At 56.3% G+C, this 25321-nt stretch carries 25 protein-coding genes; 17 read left to right on the plus strand and 8 right to left on the minus strand.

Annotated features, from left to right (window positions below):
• The first annotated feature begins 32 nt into the window (after positions 1-32).
• Positions 33-1604, plus strand: coding sequence for a methyl-accepting chemotaxis protein (locus QLG09_RS17695; RefSeq protein ID WP_049023700.1), 1572 nt, complete (start codon positions 33-35; stop codon positions 1602-1604).
• Here QLG09_RS17695 and QLG09_RS17700 read toward each other — a convergent pair.
• Positions 1576-1932 (minus strand): LysR family transcriptional regulator, encoded by a 357-nt coding sequence (locus tag QLG09_RS17700; RefSeq protein ID WP_025205788.1) that lies wholly within the window; start codon positions 1930-1932, stop codon positions 1576-1578. The genes QLG09_RS17695 and QLG09_RS17700 overlap by 29 nt on opposite strands.
• 148 nt (positions 1933-2080) lie before the next feature.
• Complete coding sequence (fbp, locus tag QLG09_RS17705) at positions 2081-3079, minus strand: class 1 fructose-bisphosphatase (RefSeq protein ID WP_020882906.1); 999 nt, start codon at positions 3077-3079, stop codon at positions 2081-2083.
• Positions 3080-3276: 197 nt separating this feature from the next.
• Between fbp and mpl the strand changes: the two genes are divergently transcribed.
• Complete coding sequence (mpl, locus tag QLG09_RS17710) at positions 3277-4653, plus strand: UDP-N-acetylmuramate:L-alanyl-gamma-D-glutamyl-meso-diaminopimelate ligase (RefSeq protein WP_025205787.1); 1377 nt, start codon at positions 3277-3279, stop codon at positions 4651-4653.
• A 92-nt stretch (positions 4654-4745) separates the two neighbouring features.
• On the opposite strand, the gene yjgA is transcribed toward mpl, so the two are convergent.
• The gene (gene yjgA / locus QLG09_RS17715) at positions 4746-5297 is read right to left on the minus strand and encodes a ribosome biogenesis factor YjgA (protein WP_014168373.1); all 552 of its coding nucleotides are present in this window, start codon (positions 5295-5297) and stop codon (positions 4746-4748) included.
• Positions 5298-5392: 95 nt separating this feature from the next.
• Between yjgA and pmbA the strand changes: the two genes are divergently transcribed.
• From pmbA to QLG09_RS17785, 14 genes are all read left to right on the plus strand, one after another.
• A complete protein-coding gene (gene pmbA, locus QLG09_RS17720; RefSeq protein WP_020882904.1) occupies positions 5393-6745 on the plus strand; it encodes a metalloprotease PmbA in 1353 nt (450 codons plus the stop codon).
• Between the two features lie 41 nt (positions 6746-6786).
• Complete coding sequence (gene cybC, locus QLG09_RS17725) at positions 6787-7173, plus strand: cytochrome b562 (RefSeq protein WP_014168375.1); 387 nt, start codon at positions 6787-6789, stop codon at positions 7171-7173.
• Between the two features lie 318 nt (positions 7174-7491).
• The gene (locus tag QLG09_RS17730; protein ID WP_182268149.1) at positions 7492-7830 is read left to right on the plus strand and encodes a glycine dehydrogenase; all 339 of its coding nucleotides are present in this window, start codon (positions 7492-7494) and stop codon (positions 7828-7830) included.
• A 10-nt stretch (positions 7831-7840) separates the two neighbouring features.
• On the plus strand, positions 7841-8203 hold the full coding sequence (locus tag QLG09_RS17735; RefSeq protein WP_003830384.1) for an SFCGS family glycine-rich protein: 363 nt from the start codon (positions 7841-7843) through the stop codon (positions 8201-8203).
• A 2-nt stretch (positions 8204-8205) separates the two neighbouring features.
• Positions 8206-8505 carry a DUF4312 family protein gene (locus QLG09_RS17740; protein WP_006810338.1) on the plus strand — a complete coding sequence of 100 codons (300 nt, stop codon included), beginning with the start codon at positions 8206-8208 and terminating at the stop codon, positions 8503-8505.
• 22 nt (positions 8506-8527) lie between these two features.
• Positions 8528-9304, plus strand: coding sequence for a DUF4311 domain-containing protein (locus QLG09_RS17745; protein ID WP_014168378.1), 777 nt, complete (start codon positions 8528-8530; stop codon positions 9302-9304).
• A gap of 13 nt (positions 9305-9317) precedes the next feature.
• Positions 9318-9959 carry a DUF4310 family protein gene (locus QLG09_RS17750; RefSeq protein WP_014882285.1) on the plus strand — a complete coding sequence of 214 codons (642 nt, stop codon included), beginning with the start codon at positions 9318-9320 and terminating at the stop codon, positions 9957-9959.
• 42 nt (positions 9960-10001) lie between these two features.
• Positions 10002-11135 (plus strand): amidohydrolase/deacetylase family metallohydrolase, encoded by a 1134-nt coding sequence (locus QLG09_RS17755; RefSeq protein WP_020882901.1) that lies wholly within the window; start codon positions 10002-10004, stop codon positions 11133-11135.
• Entirely contained in the window at positions 11119-12237 is a 1119-nt protein-coding gene (locus QLG09_RS17760) for a DgaE family pyridoxal phosphate-dependent ammonia lyase (RefSeq protein ID WP_014168381.1), read from the plus strand. Before QLG09_RS17755 ends, QLG09_RS17760 begins: the two co-directional genes overlap by 17 nt.
• Positions 12234-12974 (plus strand): KDGP aldolase family protein, encoded by a 741-nt coding sequence (locus tag QLG09_RS17765; protein WP_014168382.1) that lies wholly within the window; start codon positions 12234-12236, stop codon positions 12972-12974. The genes QLG09_RS17760 and QLG09_RS17765 overlap by 4 nt, the downstream gene beginning before the upstream one ends.
• Positions 12975-13125: 151 nt before the next feature.
• The gene (locus QLG09_RS17770; protein WP_025205775.1) at positions 13126-14262 is read left to right on the plus strand and encodes a lactonase family protein; all 1137 of its coding nucleotides are present in this window, start codon (positions 13126-13128) and stop codon (positions 14260-14262) included.
• A gap of 19 nt (positions 14263-14281) precedes the next feature.
• Positions 14282-16192: a PRD domain-containing protein gene (locus QLG09_RS17775; protein ID WP_282489219.1), complete on the plus strand. Its 1911-nt coding sequence runs from the start codon at positions 14282-14284 to the stop codon at positions 16190-16192.
• A gap of 77 nt (positions 16193-16269) precedes the next feature.
• Positions 16270-16512: a type II toxin-antitoxin system RelB/DinJ family antitoxin gene (locus QLG09_RS17780; RefSeq protein ID WP_025205772.1), complete on the plus strand. Its 243-nt coding sequence runs from the start codon at positions 16270-16272 to the stop codon at positions 16510-16512.
• Entirely contained in the window at positions 16502-16786 is a 285-nt protein-coding gene (locus QLG09_RS17785; RefSeq protein ID WP_282489220.1) for a type II toxin-antitoxin system RelE/ParE family toxin, read from the plus strand. Before QLG09_RS17780 ends, QLG09_RS17785 begins: the two co-directional genes overlap by 11 nt.
• A 3-nt stretch (positions 16787-16789) precedes the next feature.
• On the opposite strand, the gene nrdG is transcribed toward QLG09_RS17785, so the two are convergent.
• The 5 genes from nrdG to QLG09_RS17810 form a co-directional block, all read right to left on the minus strand.
• The gene (gene nrdG, locus QLG09_RS17790; RefSeq protein WP_059306428.1) at positions 16790-17254 is read right to left on the minus strand and encodes an anaerobic ribonucleoside-triphosphate reductase-activating protein; all 465 of its coding nucleotides are present in this window, start codon (positions 17252-17254) and stop codon (positions 16790-16792) included.
• A gap of 138 nt (positions 17255-17392) precedes the next feature.
• Positions 17393-19531 carry an anaerobic ribonucleoside-triphosphate reductase gene (nrdD, locus tag QLG09_RS17795; RefSeq protein WP_032679516.1) on the minus strand — a complete coding sequence of 713 codons (2139 nt, stop codon included), beginning with the start codon at positions 19529-19531 and terminating at the stop codon, positions 17393-17395.
• A gap of 367 nt (positions 19532-19898) precedes the next feature.
• Positions 19899-20471 (minus strand): PTS sugar transporter subunit IIA, encoded by a 573-nt coding sequence (locus tag QLG09_RS17800; protein ID WP_282489221.1) that lies wholly within the window; start codon positions 20469-20471, stop codon positions 19899-19901.
• Position 20472: 1 nt separating this feature from the next.
• Positions 20473-23070: a glycoside hydrolase family 38 C-terminal domain-containing protein gene (locus QLG09_RS17805; protein ID WP_282489222.1), complete on the minus strand. Its 2598-nt coding sequence runs from the start codon at positions 23068-23070 to the stop codon at positions 20473-20475.
• A gap of 10 nt (positions 23071-23080) precedes the next feature.
• On the minus strand, positions 23081-24478 hold the full coding sequence (locus QLG09_RS17810; RefSeq protein ID WP_020885398.1) for a fructose-specific PTS transporter subunit EIIC: 1398 nt from the start codon (positions 24476-24478) through the stop codon (positions 23081-23083).
• A gap of 179 nt (positions 24479-24657) precedes the next feature.
• Here QLG09_RS17810 and QLG09_RS17815 point away from each other — a divergent pair, with 179 nt between their 5' ends.
• A complete protein-coding gene (locus tag QLG09_RS17815) occupies positions 24658-25317 on the plus strand; it encodes a MurR/RpiR family transcriptional regulator (protein WP_014168392.1) in 660 nt (219 codons plus the stop codon).
• Positions 25318-25321 lie beyond the last annotated feature (4 nt).

A 25321-nucleotide genomic window follows, 5' to 3' on the forward strand; every position in this document is an offset into this window, starting at 1 on the left:
CCCAGAAATATCTCGCTACCGGAAATAATATCATGCTTAAAACGCTATCGATTCGTACCGGCTTGCTCTCTTTACTGGCCGTTATGACCCTTCTGCTGCTGATTGTCAGCGGCATTGGCATTTATGCCCTCACACAGAGTTCTTCTTCACTCCAGCGCATCAACCACCTTCAGGGTGAGCAGATGGTGCAGCTTAATTCTGGCTATACCCTGATCCTGCGCGCGCGTAATGAAGCGGGTCAGGCGGTCCGGATGATGGAAATCGGCATGCTGGATGACGCGGCCAAATCGGTGAAAAACATCAATCAGGAGATTGCCCAGGCCCGTAAAACGCTGAAAGGCGTGATCGACGGCGGGGTGGCGGATGAGCAGGGACAAAAATTGCTGGATAAGGTGGCCGCGAGCCTGGCGACCTATAACCAGCAGGGGATCGACCCGATGCTGAAAGCCCTGAACGATCAGAGCGCAGACAGCTATTACGATCTGCTTGAGAACACGCTGATCCCGGTGGCGGCGCAGTTTGATAATGATATGCAGGTCTTTCAGAAATGGAGCGAAGCGCGCGGGAAAGCGGAAGTGAAGGCCGTGCAGTCGAGCAAAAACCGGGTACTGATCCTGATCGTGGTGGCCGCGCTGCTGACGGCTGGCATTATTGTGCTGGCGTGGCTGGTACTGCGTCACATGCTGCTCAAACCGCTTTCGGCCTCCATTGCTCAGCTGGAGAACGTGGCGGCGGGCGATTTAACCCATACGCTGAATGACCCGGCGAGCCAGGAGTTTAACCGCCTGAACACGGCCATTGAGGGGATGCGGCAGTCTTTGATGAACTCGGTTTTACGGGTACGTGATGCCAGCTCGCAAATTGATACCGGCAGCCGCGAGCTGACGGCGGGGAACATGGATCTTGCCCAGCGCACGGAATCCACCGCGACATCGCTTGAGCAGACGGCCGCCAGCATGGAAGAGATCACCGCCACGGTGAAACTCAATGCAGACAACGCCGAGCAGGCGCACCAGCTGGCGAAATCCGTGTCTGACACCGCCGATCACGGCAGCGAAATGGTCTGCTACGTCATTGAAAAAATGCGTGATATCGCCGGCAGTTCGGCACGCATCGCCGATATTCTGAGCGTCATTGACGGCATTGCCTTCCAGACCAATATTCTGGCGCTGAACGCCTCGGTGGAAGCGGCGCGCGCGGGTGAGCAGGGGCGCGGGTTTGCCGTTGTCGCCGGTGAAGTGCGAAACCTCGCCAGCCGCAGCGCTGACGCAGCAAAAGAGATCCGTTCGCTTATCAGTGATTCTCAGACCCACGTAAACGAAGGCAGCGAGCTGGCGCAGCAGGCTGGCGAAACGATGGATGAGATCGCAACAGAAGTACTGCGCATGACCAAACTGATGCGCGAGATTGCGACCGCGTCCCAGGAGCAGAGTCGCGGCATTGAGCAGGTGAATATTGCCGTGAATCAGATGGACGAAACCGCGCAGCAGAATGCGGCGCTGGTCCAGCAATCTTCTGCCGCGACGCGCTCGCTGGAAGAGCAATCGCGTCAGCTGATGGACGCCATGGCATCATTTAAACTGACGGCTCAGACAGCGGCATAATATTTTCCCGCCCCGGCGCATTCTGTGTCGGGGTTTTATGTGTCGCTGAATTTAATGCGCCAATATTATCGTGAATATCACCCATTAATATTTCCAGAGACTGGGTTAATGCTAATGCATTTTCAGTCGGCTCAAGATATAACCCTTTGCGGAAAAATAGCGGCTCGTCAAACAGCTGATTAAAGCGTTTTAATGCCAGACTCACCGCGGGGCGCGACATCTCCAGACGTACAGAGGCTTTTGCCATACTGCCGCAGCGGACCACTTCAATAAAAACAGGGATAAGATTTAAATCAATGCCGGTATTAGCACGGGAATAATTTTTCATGACGGTTAGGCTCCAGGAAATATTTGTCAAACTGTTATGGAAATAATGCAGGAGCAAAACCGAATATTAAAGCGTGTTTTTTATAAACACTTATACGGTAAAATATATAAATGAAGCGGGGAGCCTGAAGGGCTCCCCGTGTTATGGGTTATGCGTCCGGATACTCACGGATAAAACGTTCAACGTCATCAACCATATGGGTGTTGCCGACAAAGAACGAACGACGCTGGTGCAGGCTTTCCGGCACGATGTCCAGAATACGCTCTTTACCGTCGCTCGCCTTGCCGCCAGCCTGTTCGGCCAGGAACGCCATTGGGTTGCATTCATACAGCAGACGCAGCTTGCCGTCAGGGTGGCTTGCCGTGCTTGGGTAGAGGTAGATACCGCCTTTCAGCAGGTTGCGGTGGAAGTCAGCAACCAGCGAGCCGATATAGCGGGACGTGTACGGGCGCTGAGTGGCTTTATCTTCTTCCTGGCAGAACTTGATGTATTTCTTAACGCCGTTCGGGAATCGGATGTAGTTGCCTTCGTTGATGGAGTAGGTGTTGCCCTTCTCCGGGAAGCGCATACGTTCCTGGCTCAGGCAGAAAACGCCCAGCGAGGGATCGTAAGTAAAGGCGTGAACGCCGCAGCCCGTGGTGTACACCAGCATGGTGGAGGAGCCATAAACGACGTAACCGGCTGCCACCTGGTTACTGCCCGGCTGCAGGAAATCTTCCTCTGTCACCGGCGTGCCAACAGGCGTGACGCGGCGGTAGATGGAGAAAATGGTACCGACAGAAACGTTAACGTCGATGTTAGAGGAACCGTCCAGCGGATCCATCAGCACAACGTATTTAGCGTGTTCACACCCTTCGAAAACGACAATTTCATCTTCTTCTTCGGAGGCGATACCCGCCACGATGTCGCGCGCGCGCAGTGCAGCTTTCAGTTTTTCATTTGCGAACAGATCGAGTTTCTGTTGAACCTCGCCCTGAACGTTCTCGGCACCGCTGGCACCCAGGATATCGACCAGACCGGCCTTGTTGATATCACGGTGGATGATCTTAGCGCCCAGCTTTATTGCCGACAGCAAAGCAGTGAGTTCACCCGTAGCATGAGAAAACTCGTGCTGCTTTTCGACAATAAATTCACCTAACGTTTTCATAACACTTTCCCTGCATCTTTGTGAGTAGAGCGATTGTATGTTCACTAAAACGACTAAAGCCCAACAATCTTAACAAACATTCAAATATTAGCGCAGAGGTGAATCGCGCCAGCAATATACGGATTTACCTGAAATGCGTTTCGCTGTCGCAGACATGTGAGTAAAATGTGCGCCACATTGAAGAAGGATAGTGACGTATGCGCATTCATATATTGGGGATTTGTGGCACTTTCATGGGCGGACTGGCAATGCTGGCGCGCTCTCTGGGCCATGAAGTGACAGGTTCGGACGCCAATGTGTATCCGCCGATGAGCACGCTTCTGGAGAAACAGGGCATCTCTCTGATTCAGGGATACGATGCCAGCCAGCTGGATCCTGAGCCGGATCTGGTGATCATTGGCAACGCCATGACCCGCGGTAATCCGTGCGTTGAGGCGGTTCTGGAACGCAACATTCCGTTCATGTCTGGCCCGCAGTGGCTGCATGATTTCGTGCTGCGCGACCGTTGGGTCGTTGCCGTAGCCGGAACGCATGGCAAAACCACGACCGCCGGAATGGCGACCTGGATCCTCGAAGCCTGTGGTTATAAGCCAGGCTTTGTGATCGGGGGTGTGCCGGGTAATTTCGATGTTTCTGCGCGTCTGGGTGACAGCCCGTTCTTCGTGATCGAAGCCGACGAGTATGACTGCGCGTTCTTCGACAAGCGCTCCAAGTTTGTGCACTACTGCCCGCGGACGCTGATCCTCAACAACCTTGAGTTCGATCACGCGGATATTTTTGACGACCTGAAAGCGATTCAGAAACAGTTCCACCATCTGGTGCGCATCGTTCCGGGTCAGGGCCGCATCATCCTGCCGGAAAACGACATCAACCTGAAGCAAACCCTGGCGATGGGATGCTGGAGCGAGCAGGAGCTGGTGGGCGAGCAGGGGCACTGGCAGGCGAAAAAACTTAACGCGGATGCCTCCGAGTGGGAAGTGCTGCTCGACGGTGAGAAAGTGGGTGAGGTGAAGTGGGGCCTGGTGGGCGAGCACAACATGCACAACGGCCTGATGGCGATTGCCGCAGCACGTCATGTGGGCGTTCAGCCTGCGGATGCGGCGGATGCGTTAGGCTCGTTCATTAACGCCCGCCGTCGTCTGGAGCTGCGCGGTGAAGCCCACGGCGTCACGGTGTATGACGACTTTGCGCATCACCCGACCGCCATTCTGGCGACGCTTGCGGCCTTACGCGGCAAAGTCGGCGGGACCGCCCGCATTCTGGCCGTGCTGGAACCGCGTTCGAACACCATGAAAATGGGCATCTGCAAAGACGATCTTGCGCCATCCTTAGGGCGTGCCGATGAAGTCTTCCTGCTGCAGCCGCAGCATATTCCGTGGCAGGTGGCCGAAGTGGCCGATGCCTGCATTCAGCCTGCGCACTGGAGTGCGGATGTGGATGCGCTGGCGGATATGGTGGTGAAAGCCGCACAGCCTGGCGATCACATTCTGGTGATGAGCAACGGCGGTTTTGGTGGGATCCATCAGAAGCTGCTGGACGGTCTGGCGAAGAAAGCGCAGGCGGTCGCCGAGTAAAAAAAAGCCCGGTAGCGCTCACGCTTACCGGGCTTTTTCTCCCTCGCCCACAGGGAGAGGGGCGAGGTTAAGGGCACTCAACGATGCTGTGCTTACTCTTCGTTTTCAGACAGCTCACGCAGATACTGGAAAATCAGGCGTGCAGACTTCGGCGGCTTGTTCGCCTCTTTCTCTTTCTGGGCATTGCGGATCAACGAACGCAGCTGCTGGCGATCGGCATCCGGCCACAGGTTCAGTACTTCCGGTACCGCATCATCACCTTGTTCAATCAGACGATCGCGGATCTGCTCAAGCTTATGGAACAGCGCAACCTGCTGGTTGTGGCGGTTTTTCAGTTTGTCCAGCGCCTGGCGGATCGGTTCAACGTCACGCTGACGCAGCATTTTACCGATAAGCTGAAGCTGACGGCGACGGCCTTCTTTCTTGATTTTCTGTGCCAGTTCAATGGCATCGCGCAGATCCTGGTCGAGCGGGAGTTTATCCAGCGCGTTTTTACCCAGTTCTACCATTTCCGCGCCAAGCTGTTTTAACTCTTCGGCGTCACGTTTAATTTCACTTTTACTGACCCAGATGATCTCATCATCTTCGTCTTCGATGTCATCACCGGGAACGTCGTCGAGCCAGTCTTCGGGCTGCTTAGTCATGTCAGGCTCCTTAAAAAAAGAGGCTAATGTTACCAGTTAAGACGCGCACTGAAAAACGGTTCTCTGTTAGACTTCAATTAACTCTCTCTTACAGTATGGCATTTGCGATGAAAGTAACCTCACAAGTTGAAGCGCAGCGTAAGATTCTGGAAGAAGCCGTCTCCACCGCGCTGACGCTCGCTTCAGGTAAATCAGATGGCGCCGAAGTGGCGGTAAGCAAAACCACCGGCATCAGCGTCAGCACCCGCTACGGCGAAGTGGAAAATGTAGAATTCAACAGCGATGGCGCCCTGGGGATCACGGTTTATCACCAGAATCGCAAAGGCAGCGCGTCATCGACCGATCTCAGCCCGGATGCCATTGCCCGTACGGTGCAGGCTGCGCTGGATATTGCGCGTTACACCTCGCCCGATCCTTACGCCGGCGTTGCCGACAAAGAGCTGCTGGCATTCGATGCCCCGGATCTCGATCTTTTCCACCCGGCGGAAGTGACGCCGGACGAAGCGATCGAACTGGCTGCCCGTGCCGAGCAGGCGTCTCTGAAGGCCGATAAACGCATCACCAATACCGAAGGCGGAAGTTTTAACAGCCACTACGGTATCAAAGTGTTTGGTAACAGCCACGGGATGCTGCAGGGCTACTGCTCAACGCGCCATTCGCTCTCCAGCTGCGTTATCGCTGAAGAGAATGGGGATATGGAGCGTGATTACGCCTACACCATCGGTCGCGCGCTGGGCGATTTGCAGTCTCCTGAGTGGGTTGGCGCAGAATGCGCGCAGCGCACGCTGTCCCGTCTGTCGCCACGTAAACTCTCCACCATGAAAGCCCCGGTCATTTTTGCCAATGAAGTGGCGACCGGCCTGTTTGGCCACCTGGTGGGGGCGATTGCTGGGGGCTCCGTTTACCGTAAATCAACGTTCCTGCTTGACTCGCTGGGCAAGCAGATCCTGCCGGAATGGCTGACCATTGAAGAGCATCCGCACCTGCTGAAAGGGCTGGCCTCGACGCCGTTCGACAGCGAAGGTGTGCGCACCGAGCGCCGCGATATCATCAAAGACGGCATTCTGACGCAGTGGCTGCTGACCAACTACTCCGCGCGCAAGCTGGGGCTGAAAAGCACCGGTCACGCGGGCGGCATTCACAACTGGCGAATCGCGGGTCAGGGCCTGAGCTTTGAGCAGATGCTTAAAGAGATGGGCACCGGTCTGGTCGTCACCGAGTTAATGGGCCAGGGCGTAAGCGGCATTACCGGCGATTACTCGCGCGGCGCGGCGGGCTTCTGGGTTGAGAACGGTGAAATTCAGTATCCGGTAAGCGAAATTACCATCGCCGGCAACCTGAAAGACATGTGGCGCAATATTGTTACTGTCGGTAACGATATTGAAACACGTAGCAATATACAGTGTGGTTCAGTCCTCTTACCGGAGATGAAAATCGCCGGGCAGTAATACCCGTAAAGGCGTTTTAATAATAAAAAAGGAAGTGAGCAATGCGTAAACACCTGTTAGCGATCGTCGCAGCGTCAACGCTGGTTCTTGGTTCTTCTGCGTTTGCTGCCGATCTTGAAGACGACATGGGCATCCTCAGTGAAAACCTGAAGGTGGTGCAGAAAACGGACAATGCGGCGGAAATGAAAGGCGCATTGACCAAAATGCGTGAAGCGGCACTGGACGCACAGAAATCCACGCCGCCAAAGCTGGAAAATAAAGCGGCAGACAGCGCTGAGATGAAAGACTACCGCCACGGCTTTGACGTGCTGGTCGGTCAGATTGACGGTGCACTGAAGCTTGCCAACGAAGGCAAAGTGAAGGAAGCCCAGGCGGCAGCCGACCAGTTTGTGACCACGCGTAATACCTATCACAAAAAGTATCGTTAATTCTCGGTACGCGCTTTCCCCGTGCGGGGGCGGTTAATCGCCCCCGCATGTTTGCTTTCCGGGCATAAGAAAACCTTATCCACCTCACATATTTGCACGCCTGCCCATAATCTTTTTCGCTCCCACGCCCCCTTAATTGCCGTCAGATAGCGTGATATTCATCACGTAAATACAGTGATTTATCTATATTCAGCATATTTATGTGGCACAGATCACTGCCGGTGCTCGCCTTTCCACTTCGAAGTGGAAAACAACTCGCTACAAACAATTCCCCCCCAACGTTAGTTTTATTCCAGAGCCATTAACGGGGTAAGACGAGTGATTAACGGAGCGGTAATGAACGACGTTGGAGATCAGGCGGTGCAAACAGAGCAGCTCGCTAACACCATGCTGACGCAGGTGTATGCCCTGCTGGCCCGGCACAACATCATCCCCAACGCAGTACAGGAACAGATGCTCACCTCCCACGTTCGCGCGATGGCGCACCGGTCCGTGACCGGCGAGCCGCTGCCGGAGGTTGAAGCCGAGCTGTTCGACGAAATTTCTCCCGATTCAATGCGGCTTGCCCGTGAAGTGGTCGCGCAGTTTGGCAACCTTCCTGATGAAGAGGCCTGGCTGCTCTCCGTTCACTTCGAAGTCGCGAAAGACAACCTTTAAGGAGCAACACATGGAACAGATTACAGTCGTGATTGGCGATCGCCTGGGTAAAGGTCAGAAAGTGGCGGCAGGCGTTGAAAAAGCCGGTGGACGTGCGGTTGTCGTGCCGGGTGTGGCGGCAGACATGAAGCTCGGTGACGTGATGAAAGCGGAAAATGCCACCTTCGGCATCTCCTTCTGCGGCAGCGGCGGCGCGGGTGCCATCACCGCACAAACCAAATATGGCTACAAAGCCAAATACGGCATGCGTTCAGTGGATGAAGGCGTCACCGCCATCAATGAAGGCTGCAATGTGCTGGGCTTTGGCTTTATGGATAAAGAAGAGCTGGGTGAGCGTCTGGTTCAGGCGTGGCAGAAGAAACACGGCGCATAAGCATGAAAGAACAGTTCACAACCACGGTGAGAGTGAAGGGCAAAGGCGACGCTAAAGCGCGCGCCTTTGCTGATGCGCTCAACCACGTTCAGGCCGCGGTGATGAAAGCCTCACCGCATATCTTACTGCGTATTGAGCCACAGGATGTGCAGGTCGTTCAGGCGCAAGAAGCGGTGCGTAAAGAAGCTTTTCTGTTCTTCTTTCTGCGCCGGGAAAGACGCACCTACAGCGTGGAGCTGGATGTGACCGTCAACGTGACTGCCATCAATCTCGACCAGGTGGATTTCGTCACGCAACGCTGATTATTCATAAAAGGGCAGACTGATGTTCTTAATTATATTAATAAAATCGCTCATCATTGGCGGCCTGGTTGGCGTCGGTGTGGGGGCCGGGGCTGCACGCATGTTTCATGCGCCTACCACTCAGGGTATGGGCGCGTTTCGTACGTTGGGGGAACTGAACTCCTGTGAAGGGGATCCGGCTTCTCACTTCTCCTTCGGGTTAGGCTTCTTCTTTAACGCCTGGGCCTCTTCCGTGGCTGCAGGTGCATTCACACAGGACGTTGACCACCGCATCATCCCGAACTGGGGTGCTGCAGCACTGATGATTAAAAACCGTAACGTCGGCGAAACGCTGCACGATCCGCGCAAAATGGCGATTGCCTGCGGCGTGATCGGCATGATTGTCGTCACCTTCCTTAACCTCACCGCCTCTTCTGTTCCGGCTGCGCTTCAGGTGACCGCCGTGAAGGTGCTGGTGCCTGCGGCAAACCTGCTGGTCAACACCGTGATGCCGGTGATCTTCTGGCTGGCCGCCATCGATGCGGGTAAAAAATCGGGCTTCTGGGCCACCATTTTTGGCGGCGCGGCGCAGCTGATCATGGGTAACGCCGTACCGGGTCTGGTGCTGGGTATCCTGATTGGTAAGGGCGTTGAAGAGAGCGGATGGAACCACGTCACCAAAGTGATGATGGCGGCCATCGTGGCGCTGTTCGTGCTGAGCGGTTTCTTCCGTGGCTTCGACATGAAGATGATCGAATCCTTCCATCTGACCGTGCCGAACTGGCTCGACATGATCCACAACGCGCTCAGCGGTAAATAACAGGAGCCTCGACATGGAACAGAATAAAGGTTTTTGGTATGCCGACTGGTCGTTCCCGATCTTCGTTGGCCTGCTCTCTTCCGGTGTTTTCGCCGGGACGCATATGTACTACCTCTACGGCATCGGCGCGTTCAACGAAGTGGCCTTCGTGGCGATGCTGAAAGCGGGGATGGATACCGGCGTTTACGGCGCGGTGGCGGCGTTCGGTGCGAGCTTCCTGTTCGCCCGTATTATCGAAGGGTCGCTGGTCGGTATCCTTGATATCGGCGGGGCGATCCAGACCGGGGTGGGCCTCGGGGTTCCGGCGCTGCTGCTGGGCGCGGGCATCATGTTCCCGGTGACCAACTTTATCGCCGCGCTGATCACCGGCCTGGTGATTGGCCTGGCAATTGGCTACGTCATCATCCTGGCGCGTAAGTTCACCATCAATCAGAGCAACTCCACCTACGGGGCGGACGTGATGATGGGTGCCGGTAACGCCTCCGGTCGTTTCCTCGGGCCGTTGATTATCCTCAGCGCCATGACCGCCTCCATTCCTATTGGCGTCGGCTCTCTGGTGGGTGCGCTGTTGTTCTATATCTGGCAGAAGCCGATTACCGGTGGCGCCATTCTCGGTGCAATGATTCTGGGCTGGCTGTTCCCGGTCGCCCTTTAATGCCCGCGGGCGCCCCGGCGCCCGCCTTATCAGGAGATCCTCATGTTTGATTTACTCCTGCGCCGTGCGCGCCTCACCGACGATACCCTGACCGATATCGCCATTCAGGACGGAAAAATCGCGGCGGTGGGCGACATTACCGCGCCCGCCCGTAAAACGGTTGAGTTGAACGGTGAAGTGTTCGTCAGCGCAGGCTGGATTGACTCCCACGTTCACTGCTACCCGAACTCCCCTATTTATCACGACGAACCGGACAGCGTGGGCATCGCCACCGGCGTGACCTCGGTGGTGGATGCCGGCAGTACCGGCGCGGATGACGTGGACGATTTTTATGAAATCACCCGTAAAGCCTCAACCGACGTTTATGCCTTACTGAACATCTCCCGCGTGGGGCTGATTGCCCAGAACGAACTGGCCAATATGGCCAACATTGATGCGAAGGCCGTGAAGCAGGCCGTTACGCGCTACCCGGATTTTATCGTTGGCCTGAAAGCGCGCATGAGCAGCAGCGTGGTTGGCGAAAACGGCATAACGCCGCTTGAGCGCGCGAAAGCCATCCAGAAAGAGAACGGCGACCTGCCGCTGATGGTGCACATCGGCAACAACCCGCCTAACCTCGATGAAATTGCCGACCTGCTCAGCTCAGGCGACATCATCACCCACTGCTACAACGGCAAGCCGAACCGCATTCTGACGCCATCCGGTGAACTGCGTGCGTCCATCACCTCCGCCCTGAAACGCGGTGTGCGCCTGGACGTCGGACACGGTACGGCGAGCTTTAGCTTTGAGGTGGCGAGACGCGCCATTGCGATGGGCATTCTGCCACACACCATCAGCTCGGATATTTACTGCCGCAACCGCATTAACGGCCCGGTAGGGTCGCTGGCAAGCGTGATGTCGAAGTTTCTCGCCATCGGCATGTCGCTGCCGCAGGTGATTGAGTGCGTCACCGCGAACGCCGCCGACGGGCTGCGTCTGACGCACAAAGGCCGTATTCAGCCAGGCCTTGATGCCGACCTGACGCTGTTCACGATAAAACGCCAGCCAACGCTGCTGGTGGATGCTGAAAATGACAGCCTGCAGGCTGAACACATTCTGGTGCCGCTTGCCGCCATCCGCGCAGGCAAGGGCTACATGACCGAACAAGGGAGCACGGAACATGCCTTCGATTTATGAGAAGTATCACTTAAAGCAAGTCATCAACACCTCAGGCCGTATGACGGCGCTGGGTGTCTCCACGCCGCGCCCGGACGTGGTGCAGGCGGCGATGGATGGCATGAATCACTATTTCGAGATGAAGGATCTGGTCAACAAAACCGGCGAATACATCGCGAAGCTGCTGGATGTGGAAGGGGCGACGGTGGTCTCCTGCGCGTCAGCGGGCATCGCCCAGTCCGTGGCGGCGGTGCTGGTCAAAGACAGCGACTGGCTGCTGGAGAACCTGCACGTCACCCCAATTGAGAACAACGAAATCGTGCTGCCGAAAGGCCATAACGTTAACTTTGGCGCACCGGTAGGCACCATGGTGGCGCTGGGCGGCGGCAAGCTGGTGGAAGCGGGCTACGCGAACGAATGCTCCGCCGATCAGCTGGCGGCGGCCATCACGCCGCGTACCGCGGCCATCCTTTACATCAAGTCTCACCACTGCGTGCAGAAAAGCATGCTCAGCGTAGAGCAGGCGGCGGTGGTGGCGCGTAAGCACGATCTGCCGCTGATCGTGGATGCGGCCGCGGAAGAGGATCTTCACGTTTACTATCGCTCCGGTGCCGATCTGGTTATCTACAGCGGTGCGAAAGCGATTGAAGGGCCAACCAGCGGGCTGGTGATCGGCAAAACGCAGTATGTTGAGTGGGTGAAACGCCAGACGGCAGGGATTGGCCGCGCAATGAAAGTGGGTAAAGAGGGGATCCTCGGCCTTACCTGTGCCATCGAACACTACCTGACGGCGACCAAAGAGAGCGGCGAAGAGATGGTGGCGAAGATGACGCCCTTTATTGACGCGCTTAATACCCTTAACGGCGTGACGGCACGCGTGGTCTGGGACAGTGCCGGTCGCGATATCGCCCGTACCGAGATTAAGTTTGATGAAGCCACCACCGGTGTTGGCACCGGCGACCTGGTGACCGCGCTGAAGCAGGGCGAGTACGCCATTTATTTCCGTGGCTACAAGGCCAACGAAGGGATTATCGAAGCGGACGTGCGCAGCGTGAATGCCGATCAGCTGAACATTGTTTATCGCCGCATGAGTGAAGTATTAGGACAGGAGAAAAAGGCATGAAACTGACCCCCAACTTTTACCGTGACCGCGTCTGCCTGAACGTGCTGGCAGGATCGAAAGCCAACGCCAGCGCCATTTACGAGGCGGCGGAAGGCCACGTGCTGGTGGGCGTGCTCTCCAAAAATTACCCGGATGTCGCCAGTGCGGTTGCCGATATGCGCGACTACGCTCAGCTTATCGATAATGCGCTCTCTGTGGGCCTCGGCGCGGGCGATCCGAACCAGTCCGCGATGGTCAGTGAGATCGCCCGTCAGGTGCAGCCGCAGCACGTTAACCAGGTGTTCACCGGCGTGGCAACCAGCCGTGCGCTGCTGGGGCAGAGTGAATCCGTGGTCAACGGCCTGGTCTCTCCGACCGGCACCGTTGGCAAGGTGAAAATCTCCACCGGTCCGCTGAGCAGCACGGCGCCGGACGGCATTGTGCCGGTTGAAACCGCGATTGCCCTGCTGAAAGATTTTGGCGGCAGCTCCATCAAATACTTCCCGATGGGAGGCCTGGCGTGTCGGGACGAATACCAGGCAGTGGCGGAAGCCTGCGCCCGTCACGATTTCTGGCTGGAGCCGACCGGTGGGATCGATCTGGAGAACTATGAAGCGATCCTGCAGATCGCCCTTGATGCGGGCGTGAGTAAAATCATTCCGCATATCTACAGCTCGATTATCGACAAAGCCAGCGGCGACACGCGTCCGGAAGATGTGCGTACGCTGCTGGAGATGACGAAGAAGCTGGCTAAGTAGTCTTTACCCCTCACCCCGGCCCTCTCCCCAAAGAGGAGAGGGTGTAATTGTCCCCTCTCCCCAAAGAGGAGAGGGTGTAATTGTCCCCTCTCCCCTTTGGGGAGAGGGTTAGGGTGAGGGGCAAAAACCGCACAAAACCAAAGGAGCCACCATGCACACCCGCAATCTGCTCGTCGCTTCACTCTCGTTACTCGCTACCACCGCCATCGCCCAGACGCAGTACGCCTGGGTCGGGACGTACAACCCCAACGGCGAGGGGCTGTACCGCTTTACCCTCGACCCGCAAACCGGTGCGCTCGCGAATAAAACGCTGGTCAGCACGCTGCCAAACGCCGCGCAGCTCACCGTCTCGCAGGATGGTAAGACGCTCTATCTGGCGAGCGAAGTGGAGCAGGGCGTGGTGCAGGCGCTGCGCGTGGGCGATAACGGCGAACTGAGCGAGCTTAATCAGGTGGCGTCCGGCGGAGCGGGGCCGGTCTATCTCTCCCTGACGCCAAAGGGTCACCACCTGCTGGTGGCGAACTACGTCAGCGGCTCGATTGCTGTTCTGCCCGTTAATGCAGACGGCAGCCTGGGGGAGGCGACGGACACGCATCAGGATCGGGGAGAGCCGGGCGCGGCGAAACCGGCGGCGGCGGTGGAAGGCAGTTTTGCCATTAGCGATCACAATGGCCCCCATGCGCACATGATCGCCGCCGATCCGCGCGGGAAATACGTTTTTTCTACCGATCTGGGTCTGGATCGTATCTACCAGTACCGTTTTGACGATCAAACAGGCAAGCTGACCCCGAACGATCCGCCGTTTATCAGTGCCTCCTCGAAAGGGGCCGGTCCGCGGCATTTCGTCTTTACGCCGAAAGGCGATGCGTTATGGCTGATTAACGAAGAGGCATCCACGCTCACGCACTATACGCTGGATGCCCGGGGCAGGCTGCAGGAGGGGAAAACCCTCTCCGCCCTGCCACACGGCTATAAAGGCACCAGCTTTGCCGCCGGGCTGGCGCTCAGTGCCGATGGCAAACAGCTGTATGTGGCTAACCGTTTGCATAACAGCATCGGGCACTTTACCGTAACAGCGGATGGCACGCTGACGCATCAGGACGATGTGTGGACGCGTGGTGATTACCCGCGCACCCTGACGCTCGACAAACAGGGGCGCTGGCTGTACGTCATGAATCAGCGCAGCGACAACATTACCCGTTTTCGCGTGGCGCAGGACGGCAAACTCAGCGCCGAGCCGGACTATACCCCGGTCGGCAGCCCATCCCAGATGGTCATTTCACCCTAAGCCGTAAGAGGACAACCCCGTGCGATTTCCGAACCAACGTTTAGCGCAACTTTTCGATCTGTTGCAAAACGAGACGCTGCCGCAGGACGAACTGGCGCAGCGGCTGTCGGTCTCCACGCGAACCGTCCGCACTGATATCACCGCCCTGAACGCGCTGCTGGCGAGCCACGGCGCGCAGTTTATTCTCAGCCGCGGCAATGGCTATCAGCTCAAAATTGACGATGCAGAACGCTATCAGCAGCTTCAGTCCTCACACCCGCGCGCGCTGCGCATTCCGCGCACCGGGCCGGAGCGCGTGCACTATCTGGTGGTCCGTTTTCTCACCTCCGCGTTTTCGCTCAAGCTGGAGGATTTGGCGGATGAGTGGTTTGTCAGCCGTGCGACGCTGCAAAGTGACATGGTGGAAGTGCGCGAGTGGTTCCACCGCTACAACCTGACGCTGGAGACCCGACCGCGCCACGGCATGAAGCTGTTTGGCAGCGAGATGGCGACCCGCGCCTGTCTCACCGATCTGCTCTGGGAGCTGGCACAGCAGGATAGCCTGAACCCGCTGGTGACCGACGTTGCGCTCAATGCGGGGGTGGCGGAGCAGATGGTTCCCGTGCTGCACGATGCGCTGACGCGGCATCACATTCGTCTGACTGACGAGGGCGAGCTGTTCCTGCGCCTGTACTGTGCGGTGTCGGTGCGTCGCATCAGCGAGGGCTATCCGCTGCCGGAATTTCACGCAGAAGATGTGGCCGAGAATGTCCGTGAGGCGGCGAAAGACATCGCTGTGACCATTCAACAGCTGGCGGATAAAGCGCTTTCGCCTTCAGAAGAGAGCTGGCTCTGCGTTCACATCGCGGCACGTCAGATCCAGGAGATTGCCCCCAGTGCCATCAATGCCGATGACGACGAAGCGCTGGTCAATTACATCCTGCGCTACATCAATACCCACTATAACTACAACCTGCTCAGCGACGAGCAACTGCATGCGGATCTGCTCACCCACATCAAAACCATGATCACCCGCGTGCGCTATCAAATCATGATCCCTAATCCGCTTCTGGATAACATCAAGCAGCACTACCCGATGGCGTGGGATATGACCCTCGCGGCAGTGTCGAGCTGGGGGAAATACACGCCGTATGTGATCAGCGAAAACGAGATCGGTTTCCTGGTGCTGCATATCGGCGTCGGGCTGGAGCGCCACTACAACATCGGCTACCAGCGCCAGCCGCGGGTGCTGTTAGTTTGCGATGCCGGGAATGCGATGGTCCGGATGATTGAAGCGGTGCTGCAGCGCAAATATCCGCAAATTGAGGTGACCCGCACGCTCACGCTGCGCGAGTATGAGCTGGCGGAACCGATCGGCGAAGACTTTGTTATCTCGACCGCCCGGGTGAGCGAAAAGTCTAAACCGGTGGTGATGATCGCCCCGTTCCCGACGGACTACCAGCTTGAGCAGATAGGTAAGCTGGTGCTGGTGGACCGAACCCGCCCGTGGATGCTGGATAAATACTTCGATGCCGCCCATTTCCGCATTATCGACAGGCCGATTGACCAGCAAATGCTGTTCCGGGAGCTGTGCGAGCAGCTCGAAGAAGAGGGGTTTGTTGGCGCGGAGTTTCTGGATTCGGTCGTGGAGCGAGAGGCCATCGTCAGCACCATGCTGGGCGACGGCATTGCGCTGCCGCACTCCCTCGGGCTACTGGCACAAAAAACGGTGGTTTACACCGTGCTGGCACCGCAGGGTATTGCCTGGGGGGATGAAACCGCCCACGTGATTTTCCTGCTCGCCATCAGCAAGCGCGAGTACGAAGAGGCGATGGCGATTTACGATATTTTCGTGACTTTCCTGCGTGAGCGCGCCATGTCACGGCTGTGCAGTTGCAATGATTTCGCCGGGTTTAAAGCGGTGGCGATGGAGAGTGTGAGCCGGTTTTGAGAGACGTTATCCAGAATTCGATGTAATGCAAATGTAATGCTAAAATGCATTACACATTCGATTTCACTGGAGACATAATGGCCACGCTGAACGTCCGTCTGGATGACAAACTCAAAAACGAGGCTTATGCCGTGCTTGAAAAACTCAATATCACGCCAACGGAAGCCGTTCGGTTGCTGTTTCAGTACGTTGCGGAGACGGGGCGTATGCCGGTGAAAACGGTCACTGTTAGCGACAGTGAAGATGAACTCATACAGACAGCCCGTGAGCGGCTGGCTAATCCGCAAAAAGGAATTAAGGTTAGGCTGGATGACTTATGAACTCGTATTTGATCCGAGGGCGTTCAAGGAGTGGACCAGGCTGGGTGATACCGTAAAAAATCAGTTTAAGAAGAAGCTTGCGAACGTGTTGGTGAACCCCAGGGTTGAATCGGCTCGCCTGTATGGCCTGCCTGATTGCGACAAGATAAAACTCAGATCCCAGGGTTATCGTTTGGTCTATCAGGTTCATGACAACGTTGTGACGGTATGTGTTATTGCTATCGGTAAAAGAGAGAAATCAGCCGTTTCTCATGACGTAAACAAACGGCTTTAGCGATCACCGCAAATGATGCACAACCTGGTTGCTGCTGCCGCGCCAGATCAGCGCAGGGTCTTTTAAATCCTGCACAAACTTGCCGTCAACCAGTACGTTAATCAAATCCACCACTTCCCTCTGTTCAGCATTCAGTTCTTCAAGCTTATAACCCGTCCAGACCCAGATATCCTTGCCTGCACATTCGCGGCGAATGCGTTTTATCAGCTTCAGAATGTCCGGCACGTTTTGCGGGTGAAGCGGGTCGCCACCGGAGAGTGAAATCCCCTGGCGATGAATGCGCGTGTCGTTGAGATCGTGGATGATCCGCTCTTCCATCTCTGCGGTGAACGGCAGGCCTGAATTCAGGCGCCAGGTGCTTTTGTTGTAACAGCCGGGGCATTCATGGACGCAGCCTGAGACAAACAGAGTGCAGCGGGTGCCGGGGCCGTTGACGATGTCGACGGGGTAGTATTGATGATATCGCATAAGAAGATGTCCAGAGTGTGTGTGCGCGGGTGCCCTCACCCCAGCCCTCTTCCACAGGGAGAGGGGGAAAACGTAGGTGCGCGTTCGGTTCCCTCTCCCTGAGGGAGAGGGGTAGGGTGAGGGGAAACCCCCGACGCCTTAACCGATCTGCCCATTCCCCAAATGCTTCACGCGTCGCTTAACCTCTTCCTGCTTACCGGCGTTAAACGGACGCGCATCGGGACTCCCGAGATAGCCACATACGCGGCGGGTCACTGAGACGCGAGCCGCATCGTGGTTACCGCATTTCGGGCAGGTGAAGCCTTTGCTGGTGCACTCAAACTCACCGGTAAAGCCACACTCGTAGCACTCGTCAATCGGGGTGTTGGTTCCGTAATACGGCACGTGCTGATAGCTGTAATCCCAGACATCTTCCAGCGCCTTCAGGTTGTGCTGAATGTTCGGATACTCGCCGTAGCAGATGAAGCCACCGTTCGCGACGGGCGGATACGCGGCTTCAAAGTCGATCTTGTCGTAAGGGTTCACCTTCTTCTCCACGTCGAGGTGGAAGCTGTTGGTGTAGTACCCTTTGTCGGTTACCCCTTCGACAATGCCAAATTCAGCGGTATCCAGGCGGCAGAAACGGTCACACAGGTTTTCACTCGGGGTGCTGTACAGGCTGAAGCCGTAGCCGGTTTCGTCTTTCCACTGGTCAACCGCATCGCGCAGGCGCTGAACAATGGCGACACCTTTTTCACGCAGGGCGTCGCTGTCATACATGTGCTGGTTGCCGAACAGCGCGTTGATCGTTTCGTGAATACCGATGTAGCCCAGAGAAATCGACGCGCGACCATTTTTGAAGATCTCCGACACGTCATCGTCCGCCTTCAGGCGCACGCCGCAGGCCCCTTCCATATACAGGATGGGCGCAACGCGGGCTTTCACCCCTTCCAGACGCGCGATACGGGTCATGAGGGCCTTTCGTGCGAGCTGCAGACGTTCGTCCAGCAGCGCCCAGAAGGCCGCTTCGTCGCCTTTGGCTTCGAGGGCGATACGCGGCAGGTTGAGGCTGATCACGCCGAGGTTGTTACGGCCGTCGTGAACCTGTTCGCCGTTTTCGTCTTCATACACGCCGAGGAAGCTGCGGCAGCCCATCGGCGTTTTAAACGAGCCGGTCACTTTGACCACCTGGTCGTAGTTCAGGATGTCCGGGTACATGCGCTTGCTCGCACACTCCAGCGCCAGCTGTTTGATGTCGTAGTTAGGATCGCCAAACTTGTGGTTCAGGCCGTCGCGGATAGCGAACACCAGTTTCGGGAACACCGCTGTCTTACGGTTTTTACCAAGCCCGGAGATACGGTTTCGCAGGATCGATTGCTGAATCAGGCGTGATTCCCAACTGGTACCCAGACCAAAACCGAAGGTCACAAACGGCGTCTGACCGTTGGCGGTATGCAGGGTGTTCACCTCGTATTCCAGCGACTGGAACGCGTCGTAGCACTCTTTTTCGGTACGGGAGTGCGCGTAGCCATCGGCGTCCGGGATTTGCCACTCTTCAGCGGTTTGACGGTGTTTATTGAAGCTTGCCGTGACGAACGGTGCCAGTACTTCATCAATGCGGTTAATGGTGGTTCCGCCGTAAATATGGCTGGCGACCTGAGCGATAATCTGCGCCGTGACCGCTGTGGCCGTGGAAATCGATTTTGGCGGCTCAATCTCGGCGTTACCCATTTTAAAACCGTGGGTCAGCATGCCTTTCAGGTCGATGAGCATGCAGTTGAACATCGGGAAGAAGGGCGAGTAATCGAGATCGTGGTAGTGGATCTCACCGCGCTCATGCGCCGAGACCACGTCGCGCGGCAGCAGGTGCTGACGGGCATAGTGTTTGGCAACAATACCGGCCAGCAGGTCGCGCTGGGTGGGGATCACTTTGCTGTCTTTGTTGGCATTTTCATTCAGCAGGGCGGAGTTGGTCTGCTCCACCAGGCCACGAATCTCCTGATTAAGACGACCGCGTTTCTCACGCTGAACGTCCCGATCGTGGCGGTATTCGATATAGGCGCGGGCTAACTGCTTGTAGGGGCCCGCCATCAGCTGGTTTTCAACCGCGGTCTGGATCTCATTGATATCGACCTGGCTGCGTTCGTTCATCTGGCTGCTAACGACTTCTGCGACGGTGGCGCAGTAATCTGCGTCATCGACACCCGCTGCTTTAGCTGCACGCAGAATGGCTTCCTGGATGCGCTCTGATTTAAACGGCACTTTACAGCCATCACGTTTCATCACATGCGGTGTCATGATCACTCCATTTTTAAAAACAGGTTATCCACAGAGGTGGAGAAGTGTTCACCGGGCGTATTGTCAGCCAGGCCAGAGACTTCCCACGTTCCCAACGCGTGTTATCCACAATTCCGGAGAGCTGAGTCGCCGTCTTGTTGTTGGAATAGTAGACGATAAATACAATATGTTGGGTCGGCGTGCATTTTAAGTGCTACATATAGTGATTTGCATCAAACATGTTTGCGATTTATTTGATTCAGAACAAAGTAAAAAGACGAGAGTACAAACGACGGGCACTCCAGCGTTTGTAAAGACGAGAGGGAAAATTCTGATTAATTATTCAACAAAAACAAGCGCTCAGCAGCATGTGCCGAGCGCCAGTCGGTTAACTCACCCCGCATGCCCAGTTCAGTCCGGCCTGGAGAAAGGCTGCCGCCGCAATACTCCCGAGTATCAGCGGGATAACAAGTGAGCGCCCGGGTTCGGCGTCCGCGTTTTGTGGCGTTTCTCTGCGCAACGCGGACAGCGCTTCTTCGCCGGTGCGCGCCGCCAGAAGCGCGTTACGCACGCGCTCTTCCGCCAGCGAACTGGTCAGCGTCGTCAGCAGCTGCATATGCGTACTGCCGGCCTCGGCGTGCGGAATGGCGAGCAGAAAAACCATCCTGACCGCTTCATCGCCTTCCAGCCCCGGCCAGATAACCGGCTCATCAAAAAGCGCCAGGCAAAACGCCGCCTGCTGCACCGCGTCTGATTTACCGTGCGGAACGGCCAGCGATTCGCCCAGCGCGGTGGGACCTTCACTTTCGCGGTGTAAGACGCTCTGGATAAAGGCGTCTTTATCGGTGATGACGTTTCGCCCGACAAGCGGTTCGGAGAGCCAGCGGATCAGCGCTTCAGGCGTGCGGCAGGGTGGGTTAATAAACACCAGTTCGGGGTGCGTGAGTTCAAGCAAGTTCATGTTAAGCCTCAATCAAAAAATCACAGGTCGCAGAAGGGGGGATCGTCGTCACCGATGGCACGTGTTCTTCCAGATAATTGAGCTGGGGACGCTCTGCCAGGCCAGCCGGAACAGGGACAGGCTGCGTCCCGGCGTTGAACACGCGGGCGATCGTGCCAGGCGATCGTTGCGCATGAGGCAGGGCAGAAAGAACGAGCGGTTCCGGTAAGGCGAATAACGAAAATTCTGCCGGCAGCGTGCGTTCGGGCAGGCGCAGCGAAAAACGCTCAAGCCGGTTATCGAGGGTATGCAGCGTTTGCCGTTGATAGGTGAAGGGGTGACCCGTCGCCTGATTCTCCAGCTGGCGCAGCGTCAGATGGTCTGCGTTGTCGGCCAGCGCCACGGTGAAGGAAAAGTGCAGCGGTTTGAGCAGCTGCGCATCGGGCGTGTCGACCACCGTATTGTTAATGCCAGACGCCCGGCCAGGTCGCCAGTCAAGATCGCTGCGCCCCAGTACGCCGGTTGATTTGAATAAGGTCAGGGCAATGACTGCCGGATCGCTTCCAATAACCTGAAACTCTTTCATGCCGCGGCTATTCACGACCAGCGCTTTGCCCGCTTGCGCGATAGCGATAATGCCCTCGCTGGTTTCGATGTCCACGGGCTTCTCACGATAGCGCTCCTGCCAGTGAGTATCGTCGTACCCCGTTTCGCGCTCGATTATCGAGAACGGCTGCGAGGCGAGGGAGTGACGGGTGCAAATATCGCTGTTGATCAGTAAACGTAGCCGGTGATCGCAGTGGCTGTTTACCAGCGAGCTATCAACATGCAGGTTCGGATCGTCGTGACGTAATTCGCACACTATGCGCATTGATAACGGGGTGCGGGTATTTTCCCGGCGTCCAGCGAGATCCGGCGGCAGCGACATGATCGCCTCAAGTACCATCGTTTGGCAAAGAGGGGTTTTGCTGCAGTCGATCAGCGTGAAATGCGCGCAGCGCGTCGGTTCATCGCCCGCGAGCGGCGAGAAATCATAGCTGTCTCCGGCATCCGCGCAGTCTTCAAGACTGAATAACGACGTGATGCGCCTGGCGTTGCGTTTGTCTTCAAGCACCAGCGTACCGGCCTCCAGCGTCAGTCGATAAACCGTATTCTCTATCTCCCCTCCTTTCGCGGCGCAGGTCATGGCAAACGGAGCCGGCGTGTCTTTTAGGTTGACGGTGATATAGCCCACCGGCGGCAGGAGAGGCGTCTGCAGAACAACATGCCAGCGGAAATAAGGCGGAAGGTGCGTTTCGCGTTCGCCCTCACAGGTGAGGGAGATGGCCGTTCCTCCGGGTAACGTCTCGCGTTCCAGAACGTCGAAGGGCAGCGGCTGGCCCTGATACGTCAGGGTGATATTGTCGGCCCGACTGTACAGGGTGGTGTGGATCACGCAGCGGGTCGGGGTGGCCAGCGGGTTGAAAATGAGCAGGTCACCCTCCTGACAGCATGCGGCGGCCAGTGACTTCACCACCAGATTCCACAGGCTGTGACAAAGCTGCTCTGTCTGCTCGAGCCGATGAAGAATGTCGCGGTTAGTGGCATCGCTGTTGCAGCCGCCCATGGAGTCGTGGGCATGGCTTCGCAGAAGCTTCTTCCAGAGGGTGTCCACGATCGGGAGCGTGACCGGAATGCCCTGATGACGCGCCATGGCGATAGTGGGCTCCAGTTGTCGCAGGATGAACTGCTCGATGTCGGCATTTTTCTTTTTGATGTCGTAACGCACAGACCCGATCGTTTTGTGAATGCGGGTGTAGCGCGGCGATTTCAGCTCACCTTCCCATAATGCCAGTTGTTCCCGTTTTGTGCGCAGCAGTGCGACGTACTGCTCCAGCGAGCTGAGGACGTAACGGTCCTTCGTGGGAGAGTGCGCGCTGGCAGCCTGCAGGATATGCGGCAGCGCCGGGTCGATGCTGACCTGATCGCCGCCGCAAGGAAGGAGGAGGTCGTCAATCTGCGACCGTGAACGCAGCAGATCCACCATCGGGTAGATCTTGCCGTGCAGATGGCTGGCCTCCGCGCGCATGTTCTTGGCCGCACCATACCCCAGCGCCATTGCACAGGCGATGATGGTTGCACCTGACGGCGCGCGCCAGAGAAACTGGCTGTTTTTGGCCTGAGTGTCGTGGTCGATACCGCGCCAGAAAACGATATTATCGATATTGCAGCCCTGCAAAATCGTGGGCATCTGCGCGTTATGCCCAAAGGTATCCGGCAGATAACCGACCTGCATGGCATGCCCCAGCGCCCGAGCGGCGAAAATGCCGTACTTGAGGTTGCGGATAATCGATTCGCCGTGAACGTTGTAGGTATCCGTCTGGGTGAACCACGGCCCGACAAACACGCTTTTCTCCCGGACCAGTTTTTCCAGCCGGGGCCGGTAATCGGGATTGATGGCGAGAAAGTCATCCACCACCGCCATCTGCCCGTCAAGGTGATAGCACTGCCAGGCCGGGTCCTGCTCCAGCGTCTCGATGACCTCCGCAAAGTTGTATGACGCCAGCACCATGCTGTCCTGGCGGGTGAAATACCACTCCTGATCCCAGTGGGTATGGGCTATGACGTGGATCTGGCTCATTGCGCTCTCCTTATCTTGCGTTCTTTGGGCTGAGATAAAGCACGCCCAGGGCGCAAATCAGTGCGCCAATAAAGACGCTTGCCAGGTACCCGACCACATTGGTCGCCAGCGGCCAGCCCCAGATAGCCGGCAGGGGCAACGTCTGCTTCACGCCGAGGGCAATCGCCACCAGCGCACCTGCGACGGCTCCTGTCATGAACACGGGGATCAGGCGTGGGTTTTTCAGAATGAACGGGATAGCGCCTTCTGAAATACCGATAAAGCCCAGCAATAACGAAGTGCTGCCAACGGTTTTCTCTTCACGGCTGAACACATCCGGCAGGCCAAAACGCCCATTGAGGAACGCGGCGAGGCCTACCCCAATAGAAGGAATCACGATGGAGAGCTCGCGGGCGGTTAAATCAAATGTCTCGCTCATGCCGTTCAGGCCGAGCGCGACCGATCCTGCCGCCTTGTTGACCGGGCCGCCGAGATCGAACGCGGTACCCGCGGCGATCATGGCCGAATAGAAGCCGCGTCCGGTATCACCCGCCGAGGTAAAAAAGACCACCATCAGCTGGTTAAGCGAACCAAAAATCGGGTTGATCAGATATTCCATTACCATCACCAGCGTAATACCGGTGATCAGCGGAACGACCAGCATGGTTTTAAGGGTGGTAAGCTGCTGTCGGACGTGAATTGCATCATTCAGCCAGCGCACCAGATAGCCGACAAAAAAGCCGATGCCAATTGCGCCGAAAAAGCCGGAGGGCATAAAGCCTTCAATATCAAAGAAGCGTTTGTAGACCTCATCTGACATGATGCCGCCGATCAGTCCGGGGATCAGCGCCGGTTTACCGGCAATGGAAAAGGCCAGATACATCGCAAAGACCGGGTACATGAACTTGATGGTCATAAAGCCCATTTTATCCAGCACGCTGAACGGCGAATGCTCAATGTTAATAAACTGCCCGGTAATTTTGGCCGTCGCCATCATCAGGCCGCCCATTACCACGACCGGTAACATATAGCTGATGGCCGCCATGATATGGCCGATAAAAATCTGGTAAGCCGAACGCTGAATGGCGTCTTCGTCCGCCACAGTGGTGACGTTTTTCTGCATGGCCAGCGCCTGACGCAGGTAGCGGTCGGTATTTTTAATCAGCTCTTGCGTGCGGATCTGAAGGTGAGGAACGTGTTCAAAACGTTCTGCATCCTGAATGGGAACGTCGGTTGCAAGAATAATGGCCGTGGCGGAGGCAATATCCTGTTTCGTTAATCTGTTTTTTACGCCGTCGCTGCCCTGCGTTTCGACCTTGACCTCAATATTATGCTCTTTTGCCCATGCAATAATTTTACTTGCCGCCATAAACGTGTGCGCGATCCCTGTAGGACAAGCCGTTACAGCGATAATTTTTTGATTCATCATTGTAATAATTCCCTGGGTGTGAAAATAGCGAAAGTATAAAGAGAACTTAAAACAGTGTTTAAGGTTTGCTAATACTAATTACGTATCGTCATACGCTATGTTGCAATATGTGAAGCGCCTTCCAGAGACTATTTCGCTATTCTGCTAATATCATGTTGGGTTTTAACAGGACGTAATAAATGAATTCATTTCAGGGAAGTGAACGGTTGATATTTGAATACATTCAGCACCACGCACGCAATATTTCTGATATATCGGCAAAAGAGATTGCGCGTGATACTTTTACGACAACCACCTCGGTTAATCGTGTCTGTAAGAAAATGGGCTATAAAAGTTATACCGAGCTTCGCTATCGGTTTTTACGCGACCATTTTACGTCTGTCCCTGCCGAGCCTGCGATGGGGCCGCAGGCAGACGATATCGTGGTGGACGTGTCCCGGTTACTGACCCATTCCAGCCATATCTATTTATATGCACGCGGGGCGTCTCTCACCAGCCTCAACTACCTGTCGCGTTTTTTGTCACTGGCGAGCCTGCCGCACCTGATTCTGAATGATATGCACCAGTTGACCCGGGTATCGAAGGGCACGCTGGTGTTGATCAGTAAATCCGGGGAGACGCAGTCGCTGATTGAAATGGCGCGTAACGCGCTGCGTAAAGGGCTAAAGATTATTGCGATTACCCGTCAGGGTTCGACGCTGGCCGGGCTTTCGACTCTGTGCTGGCCGTTGTCGATTGATATGAATGCCGTCTCGTTATACCAGCGAGAGGGGCAGTTGGACCTGTTAAGCGCCGTCGATCGTATCGGCTGCAGGCTTCTGCAGCACGATACGGAGTAGGCAG

It is taken from the genome of Enterobacter sp. V89_11 (assembly GCF_029967775.1).
Lineage (GTDB): Bacteria > Pseudomonadota > Gammaproteobacteria > Enterobacterales > Enterobacteriaceae > Enterobacter > Enterobacter ludwigii.